General features: G+C 71.9%; 18 protein-coding genes. 11 read left to right on the top strand and 7 right to left on the bottom strand.

Going from position 1 to position 20,413, the window contains the following annotated elements:
* Positions 1–28: 28 nt before the first annotated feature.
* Both HGK34_RS13560 and HGK34_RS13555 read right to left on the bottom strand, forming a co-directional pair.
* Entirely contained in the window at positions 29–964 is a 936-nt protein-coding gene (locus tag HGK34_RS13560) for an alpha/beta hydrolase (RefSeq protein WP_201848198.1), read from the bottom strand.
* 101 nt (positions 965–1,065) lie between these two features.
* Positions 1,066–1,956, bottom strand: a complete 891-nt coding sequence (locus tag HGK34_RS13555) for an LppM family (lipo)protein (protein WP_201848196.1) — start codon at positions 1,954–1,956, stop codon at positions 1,066–1,068.
* A 241-nt stretch (positions 1,957–2,197) separates the two neighbouring features.
* On the opposite strand from HGK34_RS13555, the gene clpB reads away from it, so the two are divergent.
* Positions 2,198–4,816, top strand: a complete 2,619-nt coding sequence (clpB, locus tag HGK34_RS13550) for an ATP-dependent chaperone ClpB (RefSeq protein ID WP_201848193.1) — start codon at positions 2,198–2,200, stop codon at positions 4,814–4,816.
* A gap of 16 nt (positions 4,817–4,832) precedes the next feature.
* Here clpB and HGK34_RS13545 read toward each other — a convergent pair whose 3' ends face one another.
* The 4 genes from HGK34_RS13545 to HGK34_RS13530 form a co-directional block, all read right to left on the bottom strand.
* On the bottom strand, positions 4,833–6,461 hold the full coding sequence (locus tag HGK34_RS13545; protein ID WP_201848191.1) for a septum formation family protein: 1,629 nt from the start codon (positions 6,459–6,461) through the stop codon (positions 4,833–4,835).
* Between the two features lie 127 nt (positions 6,462–6,588).
* Complete coding sequence (locus tag HGK34_RS13540) at positions 6,589–7,428, bottom strand: exodeoxyribonuclease III (protein ID WP_201848189.1); 840 nt, start codon at positions 7,426–7,428, stop codon at positions 6,589–6,591.
* Positions 7,429–7,456: 28 nt separating this feature from the next.
* Entirely contained in the window at positions 7,457–8,836 is a 1,380-nt protein-coding gene (locus tag HGK34_RS13535; protein WP_201848187.1) for an HNH endonuclease signature motif containing protein, read from the bottom strand.
* 455 nt (positions 8,837–9,291) lie between these two features.
* A complete protein-coding gene (locus HGK34_RS13530; RefSeq protein ID WP_201848185.1) occupies positions 9,292–10,266 on the bottom strand; it encodes a helix-turn-helix domain-containing protein in 975 nt (324 codons plus the stop codon).
* A gap of 71 nt (positions 10,267–10,337) precedes the next feature.
* Between HGK34_RS13530 and HGK34_RS13525 the strand changes: the two genes are divergently transcribed.
* The 9 genes from HGK34_RS13525 to fbaA all read left to right on the top strand — a co-directional run bounded on the left by HGK34_RS13525 (position 10,338) and on the right by fbaA (position 18,003).
* Positions 10,338–10,814: a rhodanese-like domain-containing protein gene (locus tag HGK34_RS13525; RefSeq protein WP_201848183.1), complete on the top strand. Its 477-nt coding sequence runs from the start codon at positions 10,338–10,340 to the stop codon at positions 10,812–10,814.
* 59 nt (positions 10,815–10,873) lie between these two features.
* Positions 10,874–11,479, top strand: coding sequence for an RNA polymerase sigma factor (locus HGK34_RS13520; protein WP_201848181.1), 606 nt, complete (start codon positions 10,874–10,876; stop codon positions 11,477–11,479).
* Positions 11,476–12,714, top strand: a complete 1,239-nt coding sequence (locus HGK34_RS13515) for a hypothetical protein (RefSeq protein WP_201848179.1) — start codon at positions 11,476–11,478, stop codon at positions 12,712–12,714. The genes HGK34_RS13520 and HGK34_RS13515 overlap by 4 nt, the downstream gene beginning before the upstream one ends.
* A gap of 62 nt (positions 12,715–12,776) precedes the next feature.
* Positions 12,777–13,544, top strand: a complete 768-nt coding sequence (locus tag HGK34_RS13510; protein ID WP_201848177.1) for an SDR family NAD(P)-dependent oxidoreductase — start codon at positions 12,777–12,779, stop codon at positions 13,542–13,544.
* Between the two features lie 67 nt (positions 13,545–13,611).
* A complete protein-coding gene (gene pyrE, locus HGK34_RS13505) occupies positions 13,612–14,187 on the top strand; it encodes an orotate phosphoribosyltransferase (protein WP_201848175.1) in 576 nt (191 codons plus the stop codon).
* A gap of 132 nt (positions 14,188–14,319) precedes the next feature.
* On the top strand, positions 14,320–15,048 hold the full coding sequence (locus HGK34_RS13500) for a type III secretion system chaperone family protein (RefSeq protein ID WP_201848173.1): 729 nt from the start codon (positions 14,320–14,322) through the stop codon (positions 15,046–15,048).
* A 19-nt stretch (positions 15,049–15,067) separates the two neighbouring features.
* Positions 15,068–16,021, top strand: coding sequence for a DUF368 domain-containing protein (locus tag HGK34_RS13495; RefSeq protein WP_201848171.1), 954 nt, complete (start codon positions 15,068–15,070; stop codon positions 16,019–16,021).
* Positions 16,022–16,073: 52 nt separating this feature from the next.
* Entirely contained in the window at positions 16,074–16,775 is a 702-nt protein-coding gene (locus HGK34_RS13490) for a TrmH family RNA methyltransferase (RefSeq protein WP_201848265.1), read from the top strand.
* Between the two features lie 205 nt (positions 16,776–16,980).
* The gene (fbaA, locus tag HGK34_RS13485) at positions 16,981–18,003 is read left to right on the top strand and encodes a class II fructose-bisphosphate aldolase (RefSeq protein WP_201848262.1); all 1,023 of its coding nucleotides are present in this window, start codon (positions 16,981–16,983) and stop codon (positions 18,001–18,003) included.
* A 25-nt stretch (positions 18,004–18,028) separates the two neighbouring features.
* Here the strand turns inward: fbaA and HGK34_RS13480 are convergent, their stop codons facing one another.
* Positions 18,029–20,227, bottom strand: a complete 2,199-nt coding sequence (locus HGK34_RS13480; protein WP_201848260.1) for an ATP-binding SpoIIE family protein phosphatase — start codon at positions 20,225–20,227, stop codon at positions 18,029–18,031.
* Here HGK34_RS13480 and HGK34_RS22345 point away from each other — a divergent pair.
* On the top strand, positions 20,202–20,413 hold a 212-nt coding region (locus tag HGK34_RS22345; RefSeq protein WP_207193440.1), incomplete at its 3' end, for a hypothetical protein. The two genes, HGK34_RS13480 and HGK34_RS22345, sit on opposite strands and share 26 nt — an antisense overlap.

Here is a 20,413-nt window from a genome sequence, read left to right as displayed (position 1 = left end):
GATCAGGGGACGCGCGGTGGGGCGGCGCTCAGAACCGTGCGTCCAGCCAGTCGGTGACCGTCTTGAGGTACTGCTCGCGCGCCGGGGCGGGGGACAGGGCGAGGTCGTGGGCGCCGCCGGGGATCACCTCGACCTGGACGTCGTCGCCGAGTTTCGGCGCGCGCTTCCACATGTGCCGCACGTTCAGGACGGCGTCGGTCATGACGTTCTCCTCGCGCGTCCGGCCGGCGGTGGTCGCGTCCGAGGTCGCCATCAGGACCGGGATGTCCAGGGACAGCCCGCGGGCGAGCCTGGCGTGGCCGCGGCGCACGGAGTTCAGCCAGCCCGCACGGACGGGGAACTCCGCGTCGGGCTTCCACCGCAGGTCGAAGTCCCACTCGCCGTCGTGGTCGCGGTGCATGGCGGTGGCGTAGTCGCCGCCGAGCGCGCTGACCCGGGCCCGTGGGGTGGCCGCGCCGATCCCGCGCAGCAGGCCGGTGGTGATCACGCGGTCGAACCAGCCGCGGTTCAGGTCGAACCACGGCGAGTTGAGCACGAGGCCGACGACGGCACCGGGGCGCGCGGCCGCCCACAGCGCGGCGATGAGCCCGCCGGTGGAGTGCCCCAGGATCACGATGCGGTCGTGCCCCTCCTCGTGGATGACCCGGGTGGCGGCATCGAGGTCGGCGGCGTGCTCGTGCAGCAGCGGCACGATCGTGCGGTCGTCGCTCTCGCGCACCGATCGCCCGTACCCGCGCAGGTCGATGGCGTAGAAGGGGTAGCCAGCGGCCGCCAGGTGCTCGGCGACATGGGTCTGGAAGAAGTAGTCCACGAAGCCGTGCACGTACAGCACGGCGGGTCTGGCCGTCTCCGCGCGGGCGGAGGCCGTGTGCCGGACGAGGGTGACGGGACGGTCGTCGTCGGGCACCTGCAGTTGCCGGGCTTCATAGCCGTCACCGAGAACGTCGGGCTTCCAGGAACTCATCGGGCGGCTCCGTTGCGCGAGGACGAGGGCTGCACCGATTCTAGTCGCGGTCGGCAGATCGAGGCCAGATGGGCCGCTCGCCGGGGAATGCGGGGCGAGCCTCACCCCCGCGGCGGGATGCTGGGCGGGCGGTGCGAGGGAGCGGCGTTCGGTCCCTGCGGGCCATGGCCGTGTTGCGGGTAGCCGTGCGGGTAGGGCTGGTGCGGGTGGAGCGCGCCCGCGTGGCCGGCGTCATCCGTCCCGCGGACGCGCAGCGCCTGCCACACGACGATGCCCACGAGCAGCAGGATGACCAGACCGCCGACGCCGATCAGAGCGACCAGCCAGTCGGGGATGCCGGAGGTCGTCGCGTCGCCGGGGCTCGCGGCATCAGATCCTGCGCCCTCGGCGGCCTCCGGGGTCGGCGAGGGCGCCGCGGGGTCGACGGCGGAGCCGCGGGCGTGGATCTCGTACTGCTCGCCCAGGGGCGGGTCCCATCGCACGGCGTTGCCGGTGATCGTGCCGTTCGACTCGGTGACCGGGCCGGGAAAGGAGATGTCGACGACGACGTCCACGTCGTCGAGCGATGCCCGCCTCCCGAGCCCCAGCCCTTCGGCGGTGAGGTCGAGCGTGCCGGTCACCACGTACTCGTCGCCGTCACGGACCACGTTCACCGGGAGGCCCGCAGCCTCGGAGACCCGGCGGGTGTTCATCTCGCCGTAGACGTAGCGTTCGCCCGTGTAGCCGTCCGCGGCCCAGTCCTCGACGCGGACCGCGGACTCGGCGGGATCGTTGCTCCCGACGATCGAGTCGATGAAGTCGGCGGCCGACCTGCCGGTGCGCTCCAGGACCTGGTCCTCGATACCCAGGATCATGCTCGGCCGTGCGACGTCGTCGGGCTCGAGTTGCAGTTCCAGGCCCATCCGGACGCATCCGGACAGGGCGACTGCGGCAGCGACGGCGACGACGGCCGCCGCGGCGAGGCGGCGCACGGCTCTCGGGCGGCGGGTCACGCGGGCCAGTGTGCCGCAGAACAGCGGGGCAACCCAAGGATGCGCCGTGGAGGGAACCGCGTGTCGCCTCGGAATCGTCGTCGCCCGTGCACGTCCCATCGACGCCGGTGATGCCTGGCGCCGACAAAGTTGAGCGGAATAGACTCAACTTTGAGATAGTTGGACCTGACGCGACAAGACCGCGTGTCCTGGCACGTCAGGTCACACGGCGACGGACACCCGAACGGCGGACGGAGGACCCATGGAGACGAAGTTCACGACCAGGTCGCAGGAGGCGATCGGCGACGCCCTGCAGTCGGCGTCGGCAGCGGGCAACCCGCAGCTCGAGCCGGTCCACCTGCTCGCGGCACTTCTCGCGCAGCAGGGCGGGGTGGCCGTCGGCCTGCTCGACGCCGTCGGCGCGGACACGGCAGCCATCGGGCAGCGGACCCGCGCCGCGCTCGTCGCACTGCCGCAGGTCAGCGGCGACAGCACGGCACAGCCGGCAGCGAGCCGAGCCATGGCCACGGCCCTCGACCTCGCCGGCAAGGAAGCTCAGGCGCTCGGCGACGAGTACGTGTCCACCGAACACCTGCTCATCGGCATCGCCTCCGGCCAGTCGTCCGCCGCGCAGATCCTGACCGACGCCGGCGCGGCCGCGGACGCCCTGCGCGACGCGCTGCCCGCCGTACGCGGCTCCGGCCGGGTCACAAGCCCCAACCCGGAAGGCACCTACAAGGCGCTGGAGCAGTACGGCACCGACCTCACCCAGCGTGCCCGGGACGGCGCACTCGACCCGGTGATCGGTCGTGACTCCGAGATCCGGCGCGTCGTCCAGGTCCTGAGCCGCCGCACCAAGAACAACCCCGTCCTGATCGGCGAGCCCGGCGTCGGCAAGACCGCCGTCGTGGAAGGACTTGCCCAGCGCATCGTGGACGGCGACGTGCCCGAGTCGCTCAAGGGCAAGCGCCTCGTCGCCCTCGACCTGGCGGGCATGGTGGCCGGCGCGAAGTACCGGGGCGAGTTCGAGGAACGGCTCAAGGCCGTCCTCGAGGAGATCACCGCGTCCGACGGCGAGGTCGTGACCTTCATCGACGAGCTGCACACGGTCGTGGGCGCCGGAGCGGGCGGCGAGAGCGCGATGGACGCGAGCAACATGCTCAAGCCCATGCTCGCCCGCGGCGAGCTGCGCATGGTCGGGGCCACCACCCTGGACGAGTACCGCGAGCACATCGAGAAGGACCCCGCCCTCGAGCGACGCTTCCAGCAGGTGTTCGTCGGTGAGCCTTCGCGTGAGGACACCGTCGCGATCCTGCGCGGCCTCAAGGAACGCTACGAGGCGCACCACAAGGTGACCATCGCCGACAGCGCGCTCGTGGCCGCCGCCGCGCTCTCCGACCGGTACATCACCGGCCGCCAGCTCCCCGACAAGGCGATCGACCTCGTCGACGAGTCGGCCTCACGCCTGCGCATGGAGCTCGACTCCTCACCGGTGGAGATCGACGAGCTGCAGCGCGCCGTGACACGGCTGGAGATGGAGGAGGTCGTGCTCTCGGAGTCGGAGGACACCGCCTCGCGCGAGCGCCTCGAGAAGCTCCGTGCCGATCTCGCCGACAAGCGCGAGGCGCTCGCCTCCCTCACCGCGCGCTGGGAGGCGGAGAAGTCCGGCCGGAACCTCGTCGGTGACCTGCGGGCCAGGCTGGACCAGCTGCGCACCGACGCGGACCGGGCGGAACGCGAGGGACGCTACGAGGACGCCGGCCGCCTGCGGTTCGGGGAGATGCCGGTCGTGGAACGACAGATCGCCGAGGCCGAGGCCGCGGAGGCGTCGGAGGACGCGCAGGAGGCCGAGCACGCCGAGGCGCCACTCGTCGCCGACAAGGTGTCGGCGGACGAGATCGCGGAGGTCGTGTCCGCGTGGACGGGCATCCCCGCAGGCCGCCTGCTCCAGGGAGAGCAGGAGAAGCTCCTGCACATGGAGGAGGTGCTCGGGAAGCGGATGATCGGGCAGAAGACCGCGGTCCACGCGGTGTCCGACGCCGTGCGGCGCTCGCGGGCGGGCGTCGCCGACCCTGACCGCCCCACCGGCTCGTTCCTGTTCCTCGGGCCCACCGGTGTGGGCAAGACCGAGCTCGCGAAGTCGCTCGCCGACTTCCTGTTCGACGACGAGCGTGCCATGGTCCGCATCGACATGTCCGAGTACGGGGAGAAGCACTCCGTCGCGCGGCTGGTCGGGGCGCCTCCGGGCTACGTCGGCTACGAGGAGGGCGGCCAGCTCACCGAGGCGGTCCGGCGGCGGCCCTACTCGGTGGTGCTGCTGGACGAGGTCGAGAAGGCGCATCCCGAGGTCTTCGACATCCTCCTCCAGGTGCTGGACGACGGACGCCTCACCGACGGCCAGGGCCGCACGGTGGACTTCCGGTCCACGATCCTGGTCCTCACCTCGAACCTCGGGTCGCAGTTCCTCGTCGACCCGACGCTCGACGACGCCGAGAAGCGCAACTCCGTCATGACGGCGGTTCGTGCCGCGTTCAAGCCGGAGTTCCTCAACCGGCTGGACGACGTCGTTGTCTTCGACGCGCTCAGCCTCGACGAGCTCGGCCACATCGTCGACCTGCAGGTCGACGCCCTGACCAACCGGCTTGCCGACCGGCGGATCACCCTCGAGGTCACCTCGGCGGCCCGCGAGTGGCTCGCGCTGGAAGGCTATGACCCCGCCTACGGTGCGCGGCCGCTGCGGCGGCTGGTGCAGCGCGAGATCGGTGACCAGCTCGCCAGGCTGCTCCTGGCGGGCGAGGTCTCGGACGGCGACACGGTTGCCGTCGACCGTGTCGAGGGCACGGACGGCCTGACCCTGACGACGGCCCGCGTCGCCGCCTGACCGGACGCCGGGCGAGTCAGTCCAGCAGGGTCTCCGTGAGGGCCGTGTTGCTGGTGGCGATGCACAGGCCGATCCGGTCGCCGTCGTCCCAGGATGACTCGCTCGGCGTCCACACGACGTACCGCAGCCGCTTTGCCCGGTCGCTACTGCGGACCTCGGCGCTGAGCTGCTTGCCGCCACAGACCTGCGCGACCTTCCGCTCGGCGTCGTCGTCCCCGGGCCAGACCGCGTCCTCGGAGAAGTCGGTGCGGCCCACGACCTGGGCCTCGTGCGGGGAGTCGCACGGGACGGCGCGGACCGTGTTCACGGCCCCGTCCAGCGGGATCCTGTCGATGCAGGAACCGAGCACGAGCTGCACCGAGTTCACGTCCCTGGCCTGGGCGATGTCGGCCGCGACCGGCTCCCAGCCCCGCTGGGTGCTCGCGTGCCCGATCACGCCGGCGATCACGGCCACCGCCGCGATGCCCGCGACCGCGGCGCCCGCCAGTGTGAGGCTCCTCCTGCGGCGTCGCCGTGCGGCGGCGACGTCTTCCGGGCTCCACCCGGCATACGCCGTCCCGGGCGCGTAGTCCTGGGACCGGTCCCCCGCCCGGGGGAACTGCGCCACCTGGGTGAACGCGTCGTGCGGCTGGCGGACATCGGTGCCGGCGGGCGGGAGCTCCGGCCGGGGCGTCGTGTGCTCCGCGGGTGGTGCCGGGACGGGAGGCACGGGACCGGCGGTCGGAGCGGGTCCGCTCGGCGAGGCGAACGCAGGCTCGTCCTCGGTCTCGGCCGGTGGCGGAGCCGCATCGGACGGCGGGGAGAACGTGCGAGGCGCGGTCTGCGTCGCGTGAGCCGACGCGATGGCGAGCAGAGCGAGATCCTCGACGGACGGGTCCTCGACGGACGGGTCGTCGGTTGATGGGCTCCCGGCCTGGGAGTCCCCGGCGTCCTGATCGGCCGCGTCCTGATCGCCCGTGCCTGGGTCCTCGGTGGCCGGGTCCTCGGTGCCAGGATCTTGGGTCGGCGCGCCGTTGTCGAGGTAACGGTCCACCCGTTGAGCCGTGTCGGTCTCATCCGCGCTCTCACCGACGGCCACCGGGTCTGTCGAGACATTGCCCACGGCGACCGGGTCCACCGGGCTGGCGTCCACGGGGCTGGCGTCCACGGGGCCCGCGTCATCCTGATCGCGTTGGTCAGTGAGCGCGGTGCTTCCGCCTGGTGCGTCGGCCACGTCACCGGCCGGCGCCTCGCCGACAGGGGGCTCGTCCGCGTCGCCTTGGTCCGCGTCGCCTTGGTCCGCGCCAGTCTGGTCCGCGGCGGTCGCGTCCGCGTTCTCTGCCGGGTTCTCGGACTCATGGTCCGGCCGGGGCGTGTCCGGGCCGGTCTGGTCCGCCTTCACTGGCGCCACGGTCTCCGGTGTGTGCTCGTCCGTCTCCGCCGCGGCGGCCGGCTTCACCTCGGATTCCTCTGCCGTCCGAGCGTGCTGCTGATCCGGCGTTTCGGGTGCGCTGTCCGTCTCCCCGTCGCTCCGGTCCGCGGACGCTTCTGCGTCGTCGCGATCCACGTGATCCGTGTCGGACCCGCCGGACTCGGCCGACACCGGCGCGGCATCGTCCGGTGCGTTGACCTCTTCGTTCACCTCGGGCTGGTCGGGCGACGTCATGGGGCCAACCTATCGATATCGTCCCCGATCGGGTGAATCTGCTGGTGACTTGCGCCACAACACACCAGATCTCCCCAGGCTCGCCGCAGCGGAGGTCGGTGCGTCCCGCGGTAGCGTCGCGGCCGGGTCAGTCCGCGAGCTCCAGGACCACCGGGACGTGGTCACTCGCGCCCTTCCCCTTGCGCTCCTCGCGGTCGATCCCCACACTCCGGACCCGCTCGGCCAGTGGTGGCGTCGTCCAGGCGAAGTCGATGCGGAGCCCCTTGTTCCGCGGGAACGCCAGGCGCTGGTAGTCCCAGTAGGTGTAGGTGTGCTCGGCGGGCAGGTGCTCGCGGGTGACCTCCGTGTATCCGGCCGCGGCGAAGGCGTTGAACGCAGCACGCTCCGGCGCGGACACGTGGGTCTTCCCGGCGAAGTCGGCGACGTCGTACACGTCCGTGTCCAGGGGGATCACGTTCCAGTCACCGACGAGTGCCACCTGTGCCCCCGGATCCGCGGCCCAGACGCTCGCGGCGTCCCGCAGGCTGGCCAGCCACGCGAGCTTGTACTCGTAGTGCGGGTCGTCGAGCGCCCGCCCGTGCGGCACGTACAGGCTCCAGACCCGGATCCCGCCACAGGTCGCACCGATGGCGCGGGCTTCGACGGGCGGCTCCACGTCGAGCAGCGTGCCCGACGACGCCTCCGGATCCTCCTCCGCCCCGGCCTTCCGGAAGCCGGGCTGTCCGGGGAACGACGTCGCGACATCGTCCAGCCCGACCCGGGAGGCGATGGCGACGCCGTTCCACTGGTTCGTGCCGGTGTGAGCCACCTCGTACCCGGCCTCTGTGAACGCGTCGACCGGGAACTGTTCGTCACGGCACTTGGTCTCCTGGATCGCGCATACGTCGAGGTCCCAGCGTTCGAGGACGGCGAGCGTGCGGTCGAGCCGCGCGCGAAGACTGTTGACGTTCCAGGTGGCGATCCGCACGCTGCCCAGGCTACGGGCTCGGCGCGCCTCAGAACGGCGGCGGGCCGGATGGGGGCGGCTCCTTGCTCGGTGGGGCCGTGGCGTGGTCGGGAGGTGCCGCGAGGGTCATGCCGCGCGAGAGCGCGTAGCGGATGACCGGGTCGACGACGGTGGGCTCGACGACGGAGGCCGTTCCGCTGGGCGCGGTCCAGCGGGTGGTCCCGGTCTCCGGATCCCGGTCGACCTTCCAGTTCGCGTGTGTCTTAAGGTTGTGGTGCCTCCTGCACAGCGGATGCAGATTGGCAGCCCGTGTCTGCCCTGGTTCGCCGGACCGGTACCGGTGGTCGTGATCGAACGGGTCGATGTGGTCCAGGTCGAGGTTCGTCCGTCCACCCGACATCGCGGGCCGGTCGCACCCCGGGAACCGGCAGCAGCGGTCACGAGCCGCGACCGCGGCGCGCAAGGTGGTGCCGGGGGCGTAGGTGCGGCTGGAGTAGTCGGTCAGGACACCGGTGACAGGGTCGGTCAGCAGACGTCGCCAGGTGGCGTCCGCAGCGATGCGAGCGGCGTCGTCGGCCGGGATCGGGCCGATGCCCTCCAGGATGCCGGGGCTCATGTCGTCCGGGTCCAGCAGCATGGCCGCGGACACGGTCACGTTCAGGGTCGCGGGTACATCCACCACCCGGATGCGTGTGCCGGCCGACGGGCAGGCCGTCGAGCCAGGATCCGGAGCGGGCGCCGTCAGGTGGACGCCGTGCGGGTCCTCGGGAGCCGGGATCAGGTCCGTGTCCGCCACGGGCTCGACCAGTGGTGGCATCTCTCGCAGGTCGTGGCCGTCGGGACCGTCGCCAGGCGGCCCGCCACCGACGGTGGGCTGCTCCGCCACGCCGTCGTCCTCGGCGCTCCCGGGGCCGCAGGGGAGGACGAGGCCGCCGGTGACCAGGGCGGTGAAGGCAGCCGCCCGTAGCGACCCGAGCGCACGGGTCTCTCCGGGGGCGTCCTTGAGGGCCTTGGCGGCCGCCTGGACCGTGTTGAACGTGACAGCGGCGTCGGCGAGCGGAAGGTCGGCGACGATGCGGCCGCGGCCGGCGCCCGCCTGCTCGGCCCACACGTTGCACCTGTCGATCACGTCGCGTCGACGAGCCCTGGTGCCGTGCAGGACCGCGGCGCGGGCGTTCAGCTGTTCGCTGATCCACCTCCAGGTGCGCCGCGGCGCGACCGGCAGCAGGGCCGTGATTGCCTCTGCGCGCTCCCCGGCCGTGAGGTCCGCCCCCGCGCGCAGGAACGTATCGGTCTTCCTGGCGTCGACGCGCCCCGAGGCCAAGGCGCGGGCGAGGTCGGGATACTGGTTCGTGCCCTCGCCGCGCATGGCGATCTGCCATGCCTCGCCGGTGGTGACGTGGGTCTCGGCGGCGATCTCGCCCGCCACCGAGTCTCGTGAGAGGGGGCCGTCCGTGCGCGCCATCAGAGCTGCCGCGGCCCGTGCCTGAGAGGCCCTCGCCCATGACACGACGCGTTCCCACTCTGCGGTGACCGTTCTAAGCTCATCGTCCGGCAGGTCGTCGAGCGGAGCAGTGCCGTCCGAAGGAGCCGGCCCGGTCAACCGCTCCAGCGCAGCTGCCAGTTCCACCCCGGGGGCGAGGCGAGCCAGGCTCTCCGACGGCTGCGGCCTGGCCGGAAGCGATCGCTCGGCGCGCACCGGAATCACCCCCTTCTCCTGGTCGACGACACTCGTTGCAGTACTGACCTGCTTCGTTGTTGTGTTCGATGCTATGTATCGCCCACGTCTACCGCTACCCGAGAATTTCATCTGTGGATAACTCGGCGAACCGGTACCCGTTCGCCGTCACGCGGTCCGCTGAGCACCACCGCGGATCGACACCACTACCCGTGGAACGCCTTGCGGTAGCCGGCCGGGCTCGTGCCCATCGCACGGCCGAAGTGATGGCGGAACGTGACCGGGCTGTCGAACCCGACCAGAGCGGCGGTCCGCGTCACCGACTCGCCGGCCTCCAACAGCGGAAGGCTCGCCTGGACGCGCTGAGCGATGAGCCAGCGGATCGGCGAGGTGCCGGTGCGCCGGGCGAAATGCCGGGCGAACGTCCGGGGGGCCATGTGCGTGCGGCGCGCGAGCACGTCCACGGTGATCGGCTCCGACAGGTGGTCGAGGGCCCAGGCAAGGGTGTCGCCGACGTCGTCCCGCTTCCCGACCGGATGCACGGGCGCCTCGATGAACTGCGCCTGGCCGCCCTCGCGGTGCGGCGGGACGACGAGGCGGCGAGCCACGGTGTTCGCGGCCGCGGGGCCGTGGTCGGTACGCACCAGGTGCAGGCACAGGTCGAGACCGGCCGCGCTGCCCGCGCTGGTCAGCACGTCGCCGTGATCCACGTAGAGCACGTCGGGGCGCACCGAGACCGTGGGGAAGCGTTCCGCGAGGAGGGCGGCGTACTGCCAGTGGGTGGTCGCCTCACGCCCGTTCAGCAGCCCGGCCGCCGCGAGGGCGAACGCCCCGGAGCAGATGGAGACGACGCGTGCCCCGCGGGCATGCGCTCGCCGGAGTGCCTGGACGACGTCGTCCGCCGGCCCCGAGCGCGGATCGACGACCGCGGGAACGATCACGGTGTCCGCCCCGGCGAGCACGTCCAGGCCGTGCTCGGCCGACAGGGCGAACCCGCCCGTCATGCGCAACGGGACACCCGGCCGGTCGCTGCACACGTCGAGCGAGTACCAGGGGCCGCCGACCTCCGGCCGGGGGAGCCCGAACACCTCGACCACCGAACTCAGTTCGAACGGCGCCATGCCCTCGGTGACCAGTACGGCCACGCGGTGCGGGTGCGCCGGGGCGGCGACATCGGTCATGGCAGGATCTTAGCGATGCCGGTCGGTCCTGCCCCTCCCGCACGGGACGCGGTCCCACCGAGGATCGATCCATGACGATCACTCCGGACACCACGGCCCTCGACACCACCACCCCCGACACCACCACCCCCGACACCACGGCCGCCGTCGCGCACTTCGCCTCCCGGCTCGCCTTCGAGACCGACGTCGCCGACGTCCACGCCGCTCTCACCGGCGATCGGGCGCACTTCACCCTGGTGGACGTCCGATCTCCCGAGGCGTGGGACGCCGGACGCGTCCCCGGAGCCGTCCATCTGCCGGGCGGCAAGGTCCGGCTGCGCGCCGCACGCACCATCCCCCGCGACAGGCCCGTCGTCGTGTACTGCTGGGGTCCTGGCTGCAACGGAGCGACCAAGGCCGCTCACGAGCTCGCGAAACAGGGGTACGACGTCAAGGAGATGCTCGGCGGCTTCGAGTACTGGGTGCGTGAGGGGTTCGGCTACGACACGGCCACCGGCCGGATCCAGCCCGCCCCCGATCCGCTCGCCGCCCCGCCCCACGCGGACTGACCGTCCCGCAGGAAGATCCGCGTGCTGTTACCCGAGCGCGTGAGCGGACACTCCCAGGTGTGACGACATCGCGATCAGAGCCCGGCGGGAGGGCGGCAGCGGATCAGCCCCCACCTGGCGAGGACCGTCTCCGCGCCTTGTGGACCGACCACGCCTGGCGTGTCCAGGCGTACGCCATGCGGCATGTGGAGCCGCATGTCGCGCAGGAGGTGGTGGCCGAGACCTTCGTGGTCGCCTGGCGGAAGCTCGACGCCGTTCCGGCCGAGCCGCTGCCCTGGCTCCTGACCGTCGCCCGGAACGTCGCGGCGAACCACCAGCGCGCCAATCGGCGCCGCCGTACCGCCGAGAGCGACGCCATCCACCTTGCCCGCGTGACGCGTGCCGCGGAGTCGGCCGACGTCTCCGTCGAAGAGCGTGACGCACTCATCGGCGGCCTCGCTCGTCTCGCTCCGAAGGAGCGTGAGGCGCTGCTGCTCACCGGCTGGGACGGCCTGACCCCCACCGATGCCGCCCGCGTCGTGGGATGCACCACCGCCGCGTTCAAGATGCGCCTGTCCCGTGCCCGGCGACGACTCGAGGCATACGCCTCGGACGGCGACCCCGGCGACTCAGGTCCGGCCGCAACCGCCACGACACCCGACGCGCCGACGAGGAGGCTCGCATGAACCGCACGACGGAACTCCTGCAGAGGATCGCACCGGACGCGGCCCTCGACCCGGCGGGCCTGGAGGTCGCCCGAGCCTCGTTCGACCGAGCGCGGAGGCAGGCAGGATCCGCCGGCGCCCGGCGCCGCGGGCCCGGCGTCGACGCCCTCGCGCCGCAGCGGACGGTCCTCACGCGCGGCCAGGTGCTCGCGCTGGCCACCGCAGGCGTGCTGCTGCTGGGGGCGGTGGGGACGACGGCGGTTCTCGCCGGCGACCACGGGCTCTCCTCGGTGACGCGACTGCCTGGCGGCGGCTCGTCACCGAGCGGCACGGACGACTCCGTCCCGTCACCGAGCACCGCCGGCACCGCCCGTGCGCAGGACACGGCGGGCGAGCCCGACCACTGGTCGACGGAGGACTGCGCGCCGACCACCCAGTCGCTCGACACCGCGCCGTCGGTGCCGGAGGAGGAATGGCCCGGGAAGCTGGACCACGCCGTGATGCTTCCCGATGTACCGATCGACGCCCGGCCGACCCTCCAGGAGACCGAGGTCCGCTGCCTGGCCACCGCCGTACGGGCCGTGTACGTCGACGTCGAGGGCAACCGCGGCCTGAATCTGTACCGTCATCAGAGGGCGTACACCTCCCCCTCCCCGGACCGCGAGGTCCCGAGCGTCCCCGACGGAGGCCGACGGGTCGAACTGCGCGGCACCGAGGGCTCGGTGTGGGAGCAGCCCGAGCACGGCTCGGTCACCATGATGTGGGAGGAGCACGGCACAGCCTGGACGGCCAGGGCCGCAGGTATGACCACCGACGAGGTGCTCGCCGCGGTCGAGGCCCTCACGATCTCCCCCGAGGGCGCCGTGTCCGGCCCGGTTCCGGACGGGTTCGAGGCCGTCGCGCAGGAGGTCGCACCGACCGACGTCGTGCGCCTGTTCACTCTGCACCACCCGACGTACGGGCCGTACCTGTACGTCTCCTGGCCGCCGGCGAGCCCCGCCGCCCGCCTCGCGCGATCCGCCGGCGATGCGCAGGCCGTCCGCATGCCCGACGGCAGCATCGCCGTCTACGAGCCCGGACTCGCCGCCGCCGGCAACCCGCCGCGATTCTTCTGGGAGGAGGACGGTGCCGGCTACGCGCTGTCCGACGCCGGCGCGAGCCTTCCCGAGATGATCACGCGGGCGGGGACGATCGAGCACCTGGCCGCGACCGACCCGCGGCTCACCGCGCCCGGCCTGGTCGAGACCCGGCCGTGAGCGACGTGCTCCCGGAGAGCGGCCCGTGACTGCCCCCGTCCCGCGCCCCTACGCTGCGCCCCATGGGTACCGCACTGATCACCGGCGCGTCAGCCGGACTGGGACTGGAGTTCGCACGGCAGCTCGCCGCGGCGCAGCACGACCTCGTGCTCGTCGCGCGGAACAAGGAGCGCCTGGACGAGGTCGCCCAGGACATCCGCGCCACGACGGGCGTCGCCGTCGAGGTGCTGCCGGCAGACCTCTCCGTGCACGACGACGTGGAGTCCGTCGCCGCCCGGCTCGCCGCCACGGGAGCCGGCAGCGGCCCCGCCCCCGTCGGCCTCCTGGTCAACAACGCGGGGTTCGCCACGCCCGGCCGGTTCACCGGCGGCGGGGCGACCGGTGAGATGGCCGGCGTCGACGTGATGGTCCGTGCCGTGGTGCGCCTCAGCCATGCCGCCGTGCAGCAGATGGTGGCGCGCGGGCGCGGCGCGGTGCTCAACGTCTCCTCGGTCGCCGCGCTCACCGCCGGCGGAACCTACGCTGCCGCCAAGGCCTACGTGCTCTCGTTCACCGAGGGTCTCGCCGTCGACCTGAAGGGCACGGGGGTCACCGCCACCGTCGTGTGCCCCGGATTCACGCACACCGAGTTCCACGATCGGGCCGGCATCCCGAAGTCGTCCGTCCCGAGCTGGGGCTGGCTGGACGCCCCGTCCGTCGTGCGGCAGGCGCTCGCGGACGTGCGCCGGGGCGTGGTGATCTCGACCCCGTCGGTGCGCTACGCGGTGGCCTCGGCGGTGTTGCGCGCGATGCCGCGATGGGCGGTCCGCGCGGTGGGCAAGCTCCGCTGACCACGACCGGCCTGCCGGGCTGTGGACAACCGGCCGGCGGGCGGCGGCGCCACGTACGCTTGCTCTCGTGAGCGCTGATTTCTCCCCCACGCCCCGCGAGCAGCTGATCGATCTCATCAAGGAGCTCGCCGTCGTGCACGGCAAGGTGACCCTGAGCTCCGGCCGTGAGGCGGACTACTACGTCGACCTGCGTCGGGTCTCGCTGCACCACCGGGCCGCGCCCCTGATCGGGCACGTGCTGCTGGACCATCTCGAGGAGGCCGGGCTCGGCACGGCCGACGTGGACGCCGTGGGCGGCCTGACGATGGGCGCGGACCCGATCGCCACGGCCCTGCTGCACGCCGCGGCGTCGCGGGGACAGGATCTCGACGCGTTCGTGATCCGCAAGGAGGCCAAGGCGCACGGCACGGGCCGGCGGATCGAGGGGCCGGGGATCGCGGGACGCAGGGTCGTCGTGGTGGATGACACGACCACCACCGGTGGGTCCCTGCTCCAGGCCGTCGAAGCCGTGCAGGCCGAGGGCGCCGAGGTGGCCGGCGTCGCGACGCTCGTCGACCGTGACACGGGGGCCAAGGAGAAGATCGAGGCGCTCGGGCTGGAGTACACCTTCCCGATCGGCCTGAAGGATCTGGGACTGGAGTGAGCCCGGGGGGTGAGCCCGGGGGGCGGCGAGGCGTTGTCGGGATCCCACAGGTGTGGCGCGCATCGGTGAAGGACGTGCACCGACATTGGCGCAGGTGAGGACATGAGGCTGGCTTGACGATATATTTACGCCATGGAGCCTTTTGTCCTGTTCCTGGCCGTGGCAGTGGTGCTCGTGGGTGGCATCCTCGCCACCAGGCCGCTGCGCGATCGTCGTCGTGTCAAGGACATCGCCGAGTGGGCCGACATGAACGGATGGGAGCCCGCGGAGGCGAGATCCGATCCCGAGCTGCCCGGCCGCTGGCAGGGCGGCCCGTTCCTGCAGGGTGTGCCGCTCCCCGCCACGGACGTGCTGTACGGCGAGGTCTCCGGACACCGCATGATCTCGTTCACGCACACCTGGCGTACCGGTACGGCGGAGTCGAGGTTCTCCCGCAAGCGGCACGCCCACGTGGTCGTGCTCGACGAGGAGCCGGCGGAGCCGCGCCTCGAGCTCACGCCCGAGGGCTGGCGCGACAAGCTTCAGAAGGCGTTCGGCGGACAGGACGTCCAGGTGGGCAACCCCGCGTTCGACGACGCCTGGCGGGTGCGCGCCTCCGACGACGACTTCGCGCGCCGGGTGCTCGACCCGCGCTTCATGTCGATGCTGATGCTGCCCGACTTCCAGAGCACCCGGATCCGGGTGGACGGTCCGTCCGTGCTGGTCTGGACCGCGGGCCGCACCAGTGCGGAAAACCTCGCGCAGCTCTCGACGAGGCTCGTGGACGTGGCCCGTCTGACGGTCCCGCTGGAGAAGGGGCAGCCGGTCTTCGAACAGGGCGGCGACATCGACCTGCCCGGGATGGGCTTCGAGAAGATCTGAGGCCAGTACGCTGCGTGTCGTGACTACCCAGCACGACGCCTCGTCGCCTCGCCACGCCACGTCGTCCTCCGGCCGCGCGTCGACCTGGGCCTCCGCGCCCCTGAACGTCGTGCGGGGTGGGCTCGTCGGCGCCGCCGAGTCGGTCCCCGGCATCTCCGGCGGAACCATCGCGTTGGTCATCGGCCTCTACGACCAGCTGATCGACGCCGCGAGCCAGCTCGTCCACGCCGGCCGGGAACTGGTCACGGGCGTCGTGCGGGGACGCGGCGTGGGCCCGGGCATTCGTGCGGTGAAGGACGTCAACTGGCCCTTCCTGGTGCCGGTGCTGGGCGGGATGGCCGTGGTGCTGCTGCTGTCGCTGAAACTGATCGCGCCGCTGCTCGAGTCACACCCGGTGCCGACCCGCGCCGTGTTCTTCGGCATGATCGCGGTCAGCATCGCGGTTCCGCTGCGCATGCTGCCGCGCCGGTTCGGGCTGCTGGACACCGTGCTGTTCCTGGCGGCTGCCGCGGCGGCGTTCGTCCTGACGGGCCTGCCCGCGGCCGAGGTCGACGAGCCCCAGCTCTGGTATGTCTTCATCGGTGCGGCCATCGCGATCAACGCGCTCGTCCTGCCTGGCGTCTCGGGTTCGTTCCTGCTCCTCGTGATGGGCCTGTACGTGCCCGTGCAGCATGCGATCGACCAGCGCGACCTCGGCTTCGTCGCGGTGTTCGCCCTCGGCGCTCTGGTGGGTCTCGGAAGCTTCGTGAAGCTGTTGCGGTGGCTGCTGCACAACCGCCGCCAGGGCACGATGGTGGTTCTCTCCGGCCTGATGCTGGGCTCGCTGCGGTCCCTCTGGCCGTGGCAGAGCGAGTCCCACGCTCTCCTCGCACCGACCGGATCGGTGGCGGGTCCGCTGCTGCTGGCACTGGCCGGAGCAGGGGTCGTGCTGCTGGCCATCCTGTGGGAGTCCCGGGCGAGCCGTGACGCCTGAGGACGACGGGAGAGCGACCGGTCCAGGCGCCGGGGACGGGACCCCGGGTGCCGTGGACGGGCCCCCGGAGGCCGGCGGCGGTTCCCCGCCGGGCGCTCCGGCCGTCGGCGTCGGCCCGTGGCCCGGCGGTCCCACGGCCTGGCCCACCGTGGACGACGGCGCCGGACCCCGTCCCGACCCTCGCTACGACCCCGAGCTGCTCGCCGAGGGCGACCGGCGGAACGTCACCGACCGGTACCGCTACTGGAGGGTCGAGGCGATCGTCGCCGACATGGATGCCCGCCGCCCGCCAGACCGCCGGCTCCACGTGGCGATCGAGAACTGGTCGCACGACCTGAACATCGGGTCCGTGGTTCGCACCGCCAACGCCTTCAACGCCGCGGGGGTGCACGTCGTGGGACGACGGCGCTGGAACCGCCGCGGGGCGATGGTCACCGACCGCTACCTGCACGTCCACCACCATCCGGATGCGGAGGCGCTGGCCGCGTGGGCCGCGGCGCCCGGTGGGGACGACGGCCGCCGCCTCCCGGTGGTCGGGATCGACAACATCCCGGGATCGGTGCCGATCGAGGGGTACGTCCTGCCACCCCGCTGCGTCCTGCTGTTCGGTCAGGAGTCCACGGGACTCACACCGGAGGCGCAGGCGGTGTGCGACGTCGTCCTGCACATCACGCAGTACGGGTCGACGCGCTCCGTCAACGCCGGCGCCGCCGCGGCGATCGCCATGCACGCCTGGGCCGCACGGCATCTGTGAGGCGTCCCGTCCGGGCCTTCCCGGCGCTGCCGCCTGCGGCAAGGTCAAGAAGTGGCCATGGAACGCAATCGGCAGCACGGGATCTTGTCGTGGACGGCCACGCCGCGCGGCGTGAGCGCGCATAAGATCGTGGGTGCATACCCGGGCGGACCCGGATCTGGAAGCGACGGCCGCCCACACCACGAGCAACTTGGAGCTGGAGCAGATGCCCATCGCAACCCCCGAGGTCTACGGCGAGATGATCGACCGGGCCAAGGCCGGCAAGTTCGCCTACCCCGCGGTCAACATCACGTCGTCGCAGACCATCACCGCAGCCCTCCGCGGCTTCGCCGAGGCGGAGTCGGACGGCATCATCCAGGTGTCGGTCGGCGGCGGCGAGTACGGCTCGGGCGCCACGATCAAGGACCGCATCGCCGGTTCGCTCGCCCTGGCCGCCTACGCCAACGAGGTCGCGAAGAACTACCCCGTCAACATCGCGATCCACACCGACCACTGCGTCAAGGAGAACCTCGACTCCTGGGTGAAGCCGCTGCTCGCCATCGAGGCGGAGCAGGTCAAGAACGGCCAGAACCCGACGTTCCAGTCGCACATGTACGACGGCTCGACCGTCCCGCTGGACGAGAACCTCGTCATCTCCGCCGAGCTCCTCGAGCTGTCGCAGGCCGCGCGGACGATCCTCGAGATCGAGGTCGGCGTCGTCGGCGGCGAGGAGGACGGCCACGAGGCCGAGATCAACGAGAAGCTCTACACCACGCCCGCGGACGGCCTGGCCACGGTCAAGGCTCTCGGCGCCGGCGAGAAGGGCCGGTACCTGACGGCTCTGACCTTCGGCAACGTGCACGGCGTGTACAAGCCGGGCGCGGTCAAGCTCCGCCCGTCCATCCTCGCGGACATCCAGAAGGCCGTCGGCGACGAGATCGGCAAGGAGAACCCGTTCGACCTGGTCTTCCACGGTGGCTCCGGCTCGACCGAGGCGGAGATCGCCGAGGCCGTCGACAACGGCGTCATCAAGATGAACATCGACACGGACACGCAGTACGCGTTCAGCCGTCCGGTGGCCGACCACTTCTTCAAGAACTACGACGGCGTCCTGAAGGTCGACGGCGAGGTCGGCAACAAGAAGGCCTACGACCCGCGCGCGTGGGGCAAGCTGGCCGAGGCCGGCATGGCCGCCCGCATCGTCGAGGCGTGCCAGCAGCTCCGGAGCGCCGGCACCAAGATGAAGTGACCCACGGCTCCGCGGCCGGGCGACACTACTTCGCCTGGTCGCGGAGCTTGGCCCAGACCAGCTTTCCCGTTCCCGACGGACGCCAGCCCCATTCGGCCAGACGGTCCACGATCTGCATTCCGAAGCCGCCCAGGCGGTTCGGGTGTCCGTCCGTGGCGACCGGGGGCGCCGGGTTGGAGTCCTCGACCTCGATCCGCAGCCCCTCGCCGGTGTCGTAGAGCCGCAGTGCGATGTGGCCCCATCCGTGCAGCACGCCGTTGGCCACCAGCTCCGACACCACCAGCTCGGCCTGCGCCGACTCCTCGATCCCCCAGGCCTGGCAGGTGCGCAGCACCGCGTGCCGCGCCCGCCCGATGGACGACGGCTCGCTCGGCAGCATCCAGCGACGCCATCGTGGCGACAGAGTCGGCTGCGCCCGGTCCCCCTCGGGGTCGGGGATACGCACGACGACGATCGCCACGTCGTCCTCCGGCTTGTCCGCCAGCCTGGCCAGCAGCTCCTCGCCCACGCCGGCCGCGTCCTTCGCCTGTATCGCCGCCGCGGTCTCCAGCAGCGCCTCCAGCCCGAGCCGCAGGGGCCGGTCGCGCCGCTCGATCAGGCCATCCGTGTAGAAGAGCAAGGTGTCACCCGGGCGGAGCTCCTGGGTGCCGGTGGTGCGTTCGCGTGAGCCGAACCCGACCAGTGCGCCACCACCCTCGTCCAGCGTGATGACCTCACCGGAACGCAGCAGCAGCGGCGGTAGGTGCCCGGCCCTGGAGTACTCGATGGCCTGTCGGCCGGCCTCGTTCTTGCGCAGTGCGGCGTACACCATGCTCGCCGAGCGCGGGATGCCCATCCCCGCGACGAGCTGGTCGACCTTCTCCAGCACGAGACCCGGCTTGGACAGCTCGAACGCGTAGGACCGCACCACCGACCGCAGCTGGCCCATGGTGGCGGCGGCCTCGACGTCGTGCCCGACGACGTCCCCGATGACGAGCCCCACCACCTCGGTGGAGATCTGCAGGATGTCGTACCAGTCGCCGCCCACCTGCGCGTGCTCCGCGTTGGGCGCGTAGTAGGTCCACACGTCGAGACCGGGGACGTCCGCCTGTTCGGGGAGCATGGCCCGCTGCAACGTCTCCGCGAGCCGGTGCTCGCGGGCATAGAGGCGCGCGTTGTCGATCGCGTTCCCGGCGCGGCGCGCCACGACCTCCAGCACGCCCCGCACCTCCTCGGACTCGTCCGTCCCCTCGTAGAGCAGGACCTCGTCCGCGCCGGTGTCGTCGAGCCAGACCACCAGCAGGCCCAGCGTGCTCTTCCGCCCGGCCACGGGGTGCACGACGACGCTGCGGGGCACTTCGCCGATCTCGTCCGTGAGGCGTCTGCTGAGTTCTCGCTGCAGCCAGCCCGACGCCGAGTACTGGGCGTGCGGAATGTCGAGGTGCAGGGTGACGGGCTCGTCTCCCTTGCCGTCGAGTAGATCCTGGACCGTGTCGACCACCTCGAGGAGCCGGCCCGGGGCGAGCGCCGCGGCATCGCCGGTCGAGGTCGCGTCTCCGAGCTGGTCCTGGGCACCGCGGGGCGGTCCGCCGCGCGGCTGGTCGTCGCCCGCGACGTACCGCGCGTGCCGGCGTCCGCGTCCCGAGGGCGGGTTCGCCACGTCGATACCCTCGGCGGGCTTGAGGCCGTCGTCGTTGACGTAGAAGCCCGCCCACTTCACGACGTGGCCGAGCAGTTCGGCGATGTCGCGCAGCACGTACGGGTACTCGAGGTCCGTGAGCAGCTCGGTGGTCTGAGCGATCAGGTCGTTGTCCTCACGCTGCCGGTTCTCCATGGTGAGGCTGGCCAGCTGGGCCGCCTGGCGTTCCATGTGCTCCGAGACGTCGACGCTGATCCCGATCCAGTGCGTGACCCGCTCCCCGTGCCCCGCGCGTACCGGTGTCAGGGTGAGCTGCACCCAGCCCGAGACCCCACCCCGGAGGGCGGAACGGGCCATGGCCTGCACCTCCTGGCCCCCGGCCAGGTGGTCACGGAGCGCACCGATGTCGTCGTGGTCGCCGAGCCTGTCGCGCAGCACGGACAGCCCGCGGCCCGCAAGGTCGGCGAACCGCACGTCCGCGTACTTCTCGAACGCCTCGTTCGCCCACAGCAGCGGCAGGCCGTCCTCGAAGGAGCCGGTGAGGAAGACAGGGATGCCGGCGCCGGCGGCGCCCCGCAGGATGAGATCACCGACTGACGGCGGCATCGGGCGCCGTGCCTGCGGTGGATCGGTCCGGTGGGGCGCGGCGGCGGGGGGCTCGGGTGGTGTACCGGGGCTGTCTCTTATACACATCTCCGAGCCCACGAGACGGAGCTACATCGCGTATGCCGTCTTCTGCTTGAAAAAAAAAGCTTCCCTGGGCAGCGACAATCTCAAGCTTAGTGTCTTGTA

It is taken from the genome of Myceligenerans indicum, from assembly GCF_016742955.1.
GTDB lineage: Bacteria > Actinomycetota > Actinomycetes > Actinomycetales > Cellulomonadaceae > Myceligenerans > Myceligenerans indicum.
The sequence above is the reverse complement of the archived record's forward strand: the minus strand, read 5'-3'. Positions and strand labels throughout refer to the sequence as shown.

Bases quoted from the DNA above. Each gene is read 5' to 3' on its own strand.
- HGK34_RS13560 (WP_201848198.1), bottom strand. From the start codon at position 964: ATGAGTTCCTGGAAGCCCGACGTTCTCGGTGACGGCTATGAAGCCCGG.
- clpB (WP_201848193.1), top strand. From the start codon at position 2,198: ATGGAGACGAAGTTCACGACCAGGTCGCAGGAGGCGATCGGCGACGCC.
- HGK34_RS13545 (WP_201848191.1), bottom strand. From the start codon at position 6,461: ATGACGTCGCCCGACCAGCCCGAGGTGAACGAAGAGGTCAACGCACCG.
- HGK34_RS13530 (WP_201848185.1), bottom strand. From the start codon at position 10,266: ATGACCGATGTCGCCGCCCCGGCGCACCCGCACCGCGTGGCCGTACTG.
- HGK34_RS13525 (WP_201848183.1), top strand. From the start codon at position 10,338: ATGACGATCACTCCGGACACCACGGCCCTCGACACCACCACCCCCGAC.
- HGK34_RS13515 (WP_201848179.1), top strand. From the start codon at position 11,476: ATGAACCGCACGACGGAACTCCTGCAGAGGATCGCACCGGACGCGGCC.
- HGK34_RS13510 (WP_201848177.1), top strand. From the start codon at position 12,777: ATGGGTACCGCACTGATCACCGGCGCGTCAGCCGGACTGGGACTGGAG.
- HGK34_RS13500 (WP_201848173.1), top strand. From the start codon at position 14,320: ATGGAGCCTTTTGTCCTGTTCCTGGCCGTGGCAGTGGTGCTCGTGGGT.
- fbaA (WP_201848262.1), top strand. From the start codon at position 16,981: ATGCCCATCGCAACCCCCGAGGTCTACGGCGAGATGATCGACCGGGCC.
- HGK34_RS13480 (WP_201848260.1), bottom strand. From the start codon at position 20,227: ATGCCGCCGTCAGTCGGTGATCTCATCCTGCGGGGCGCCGCCGGCGCC.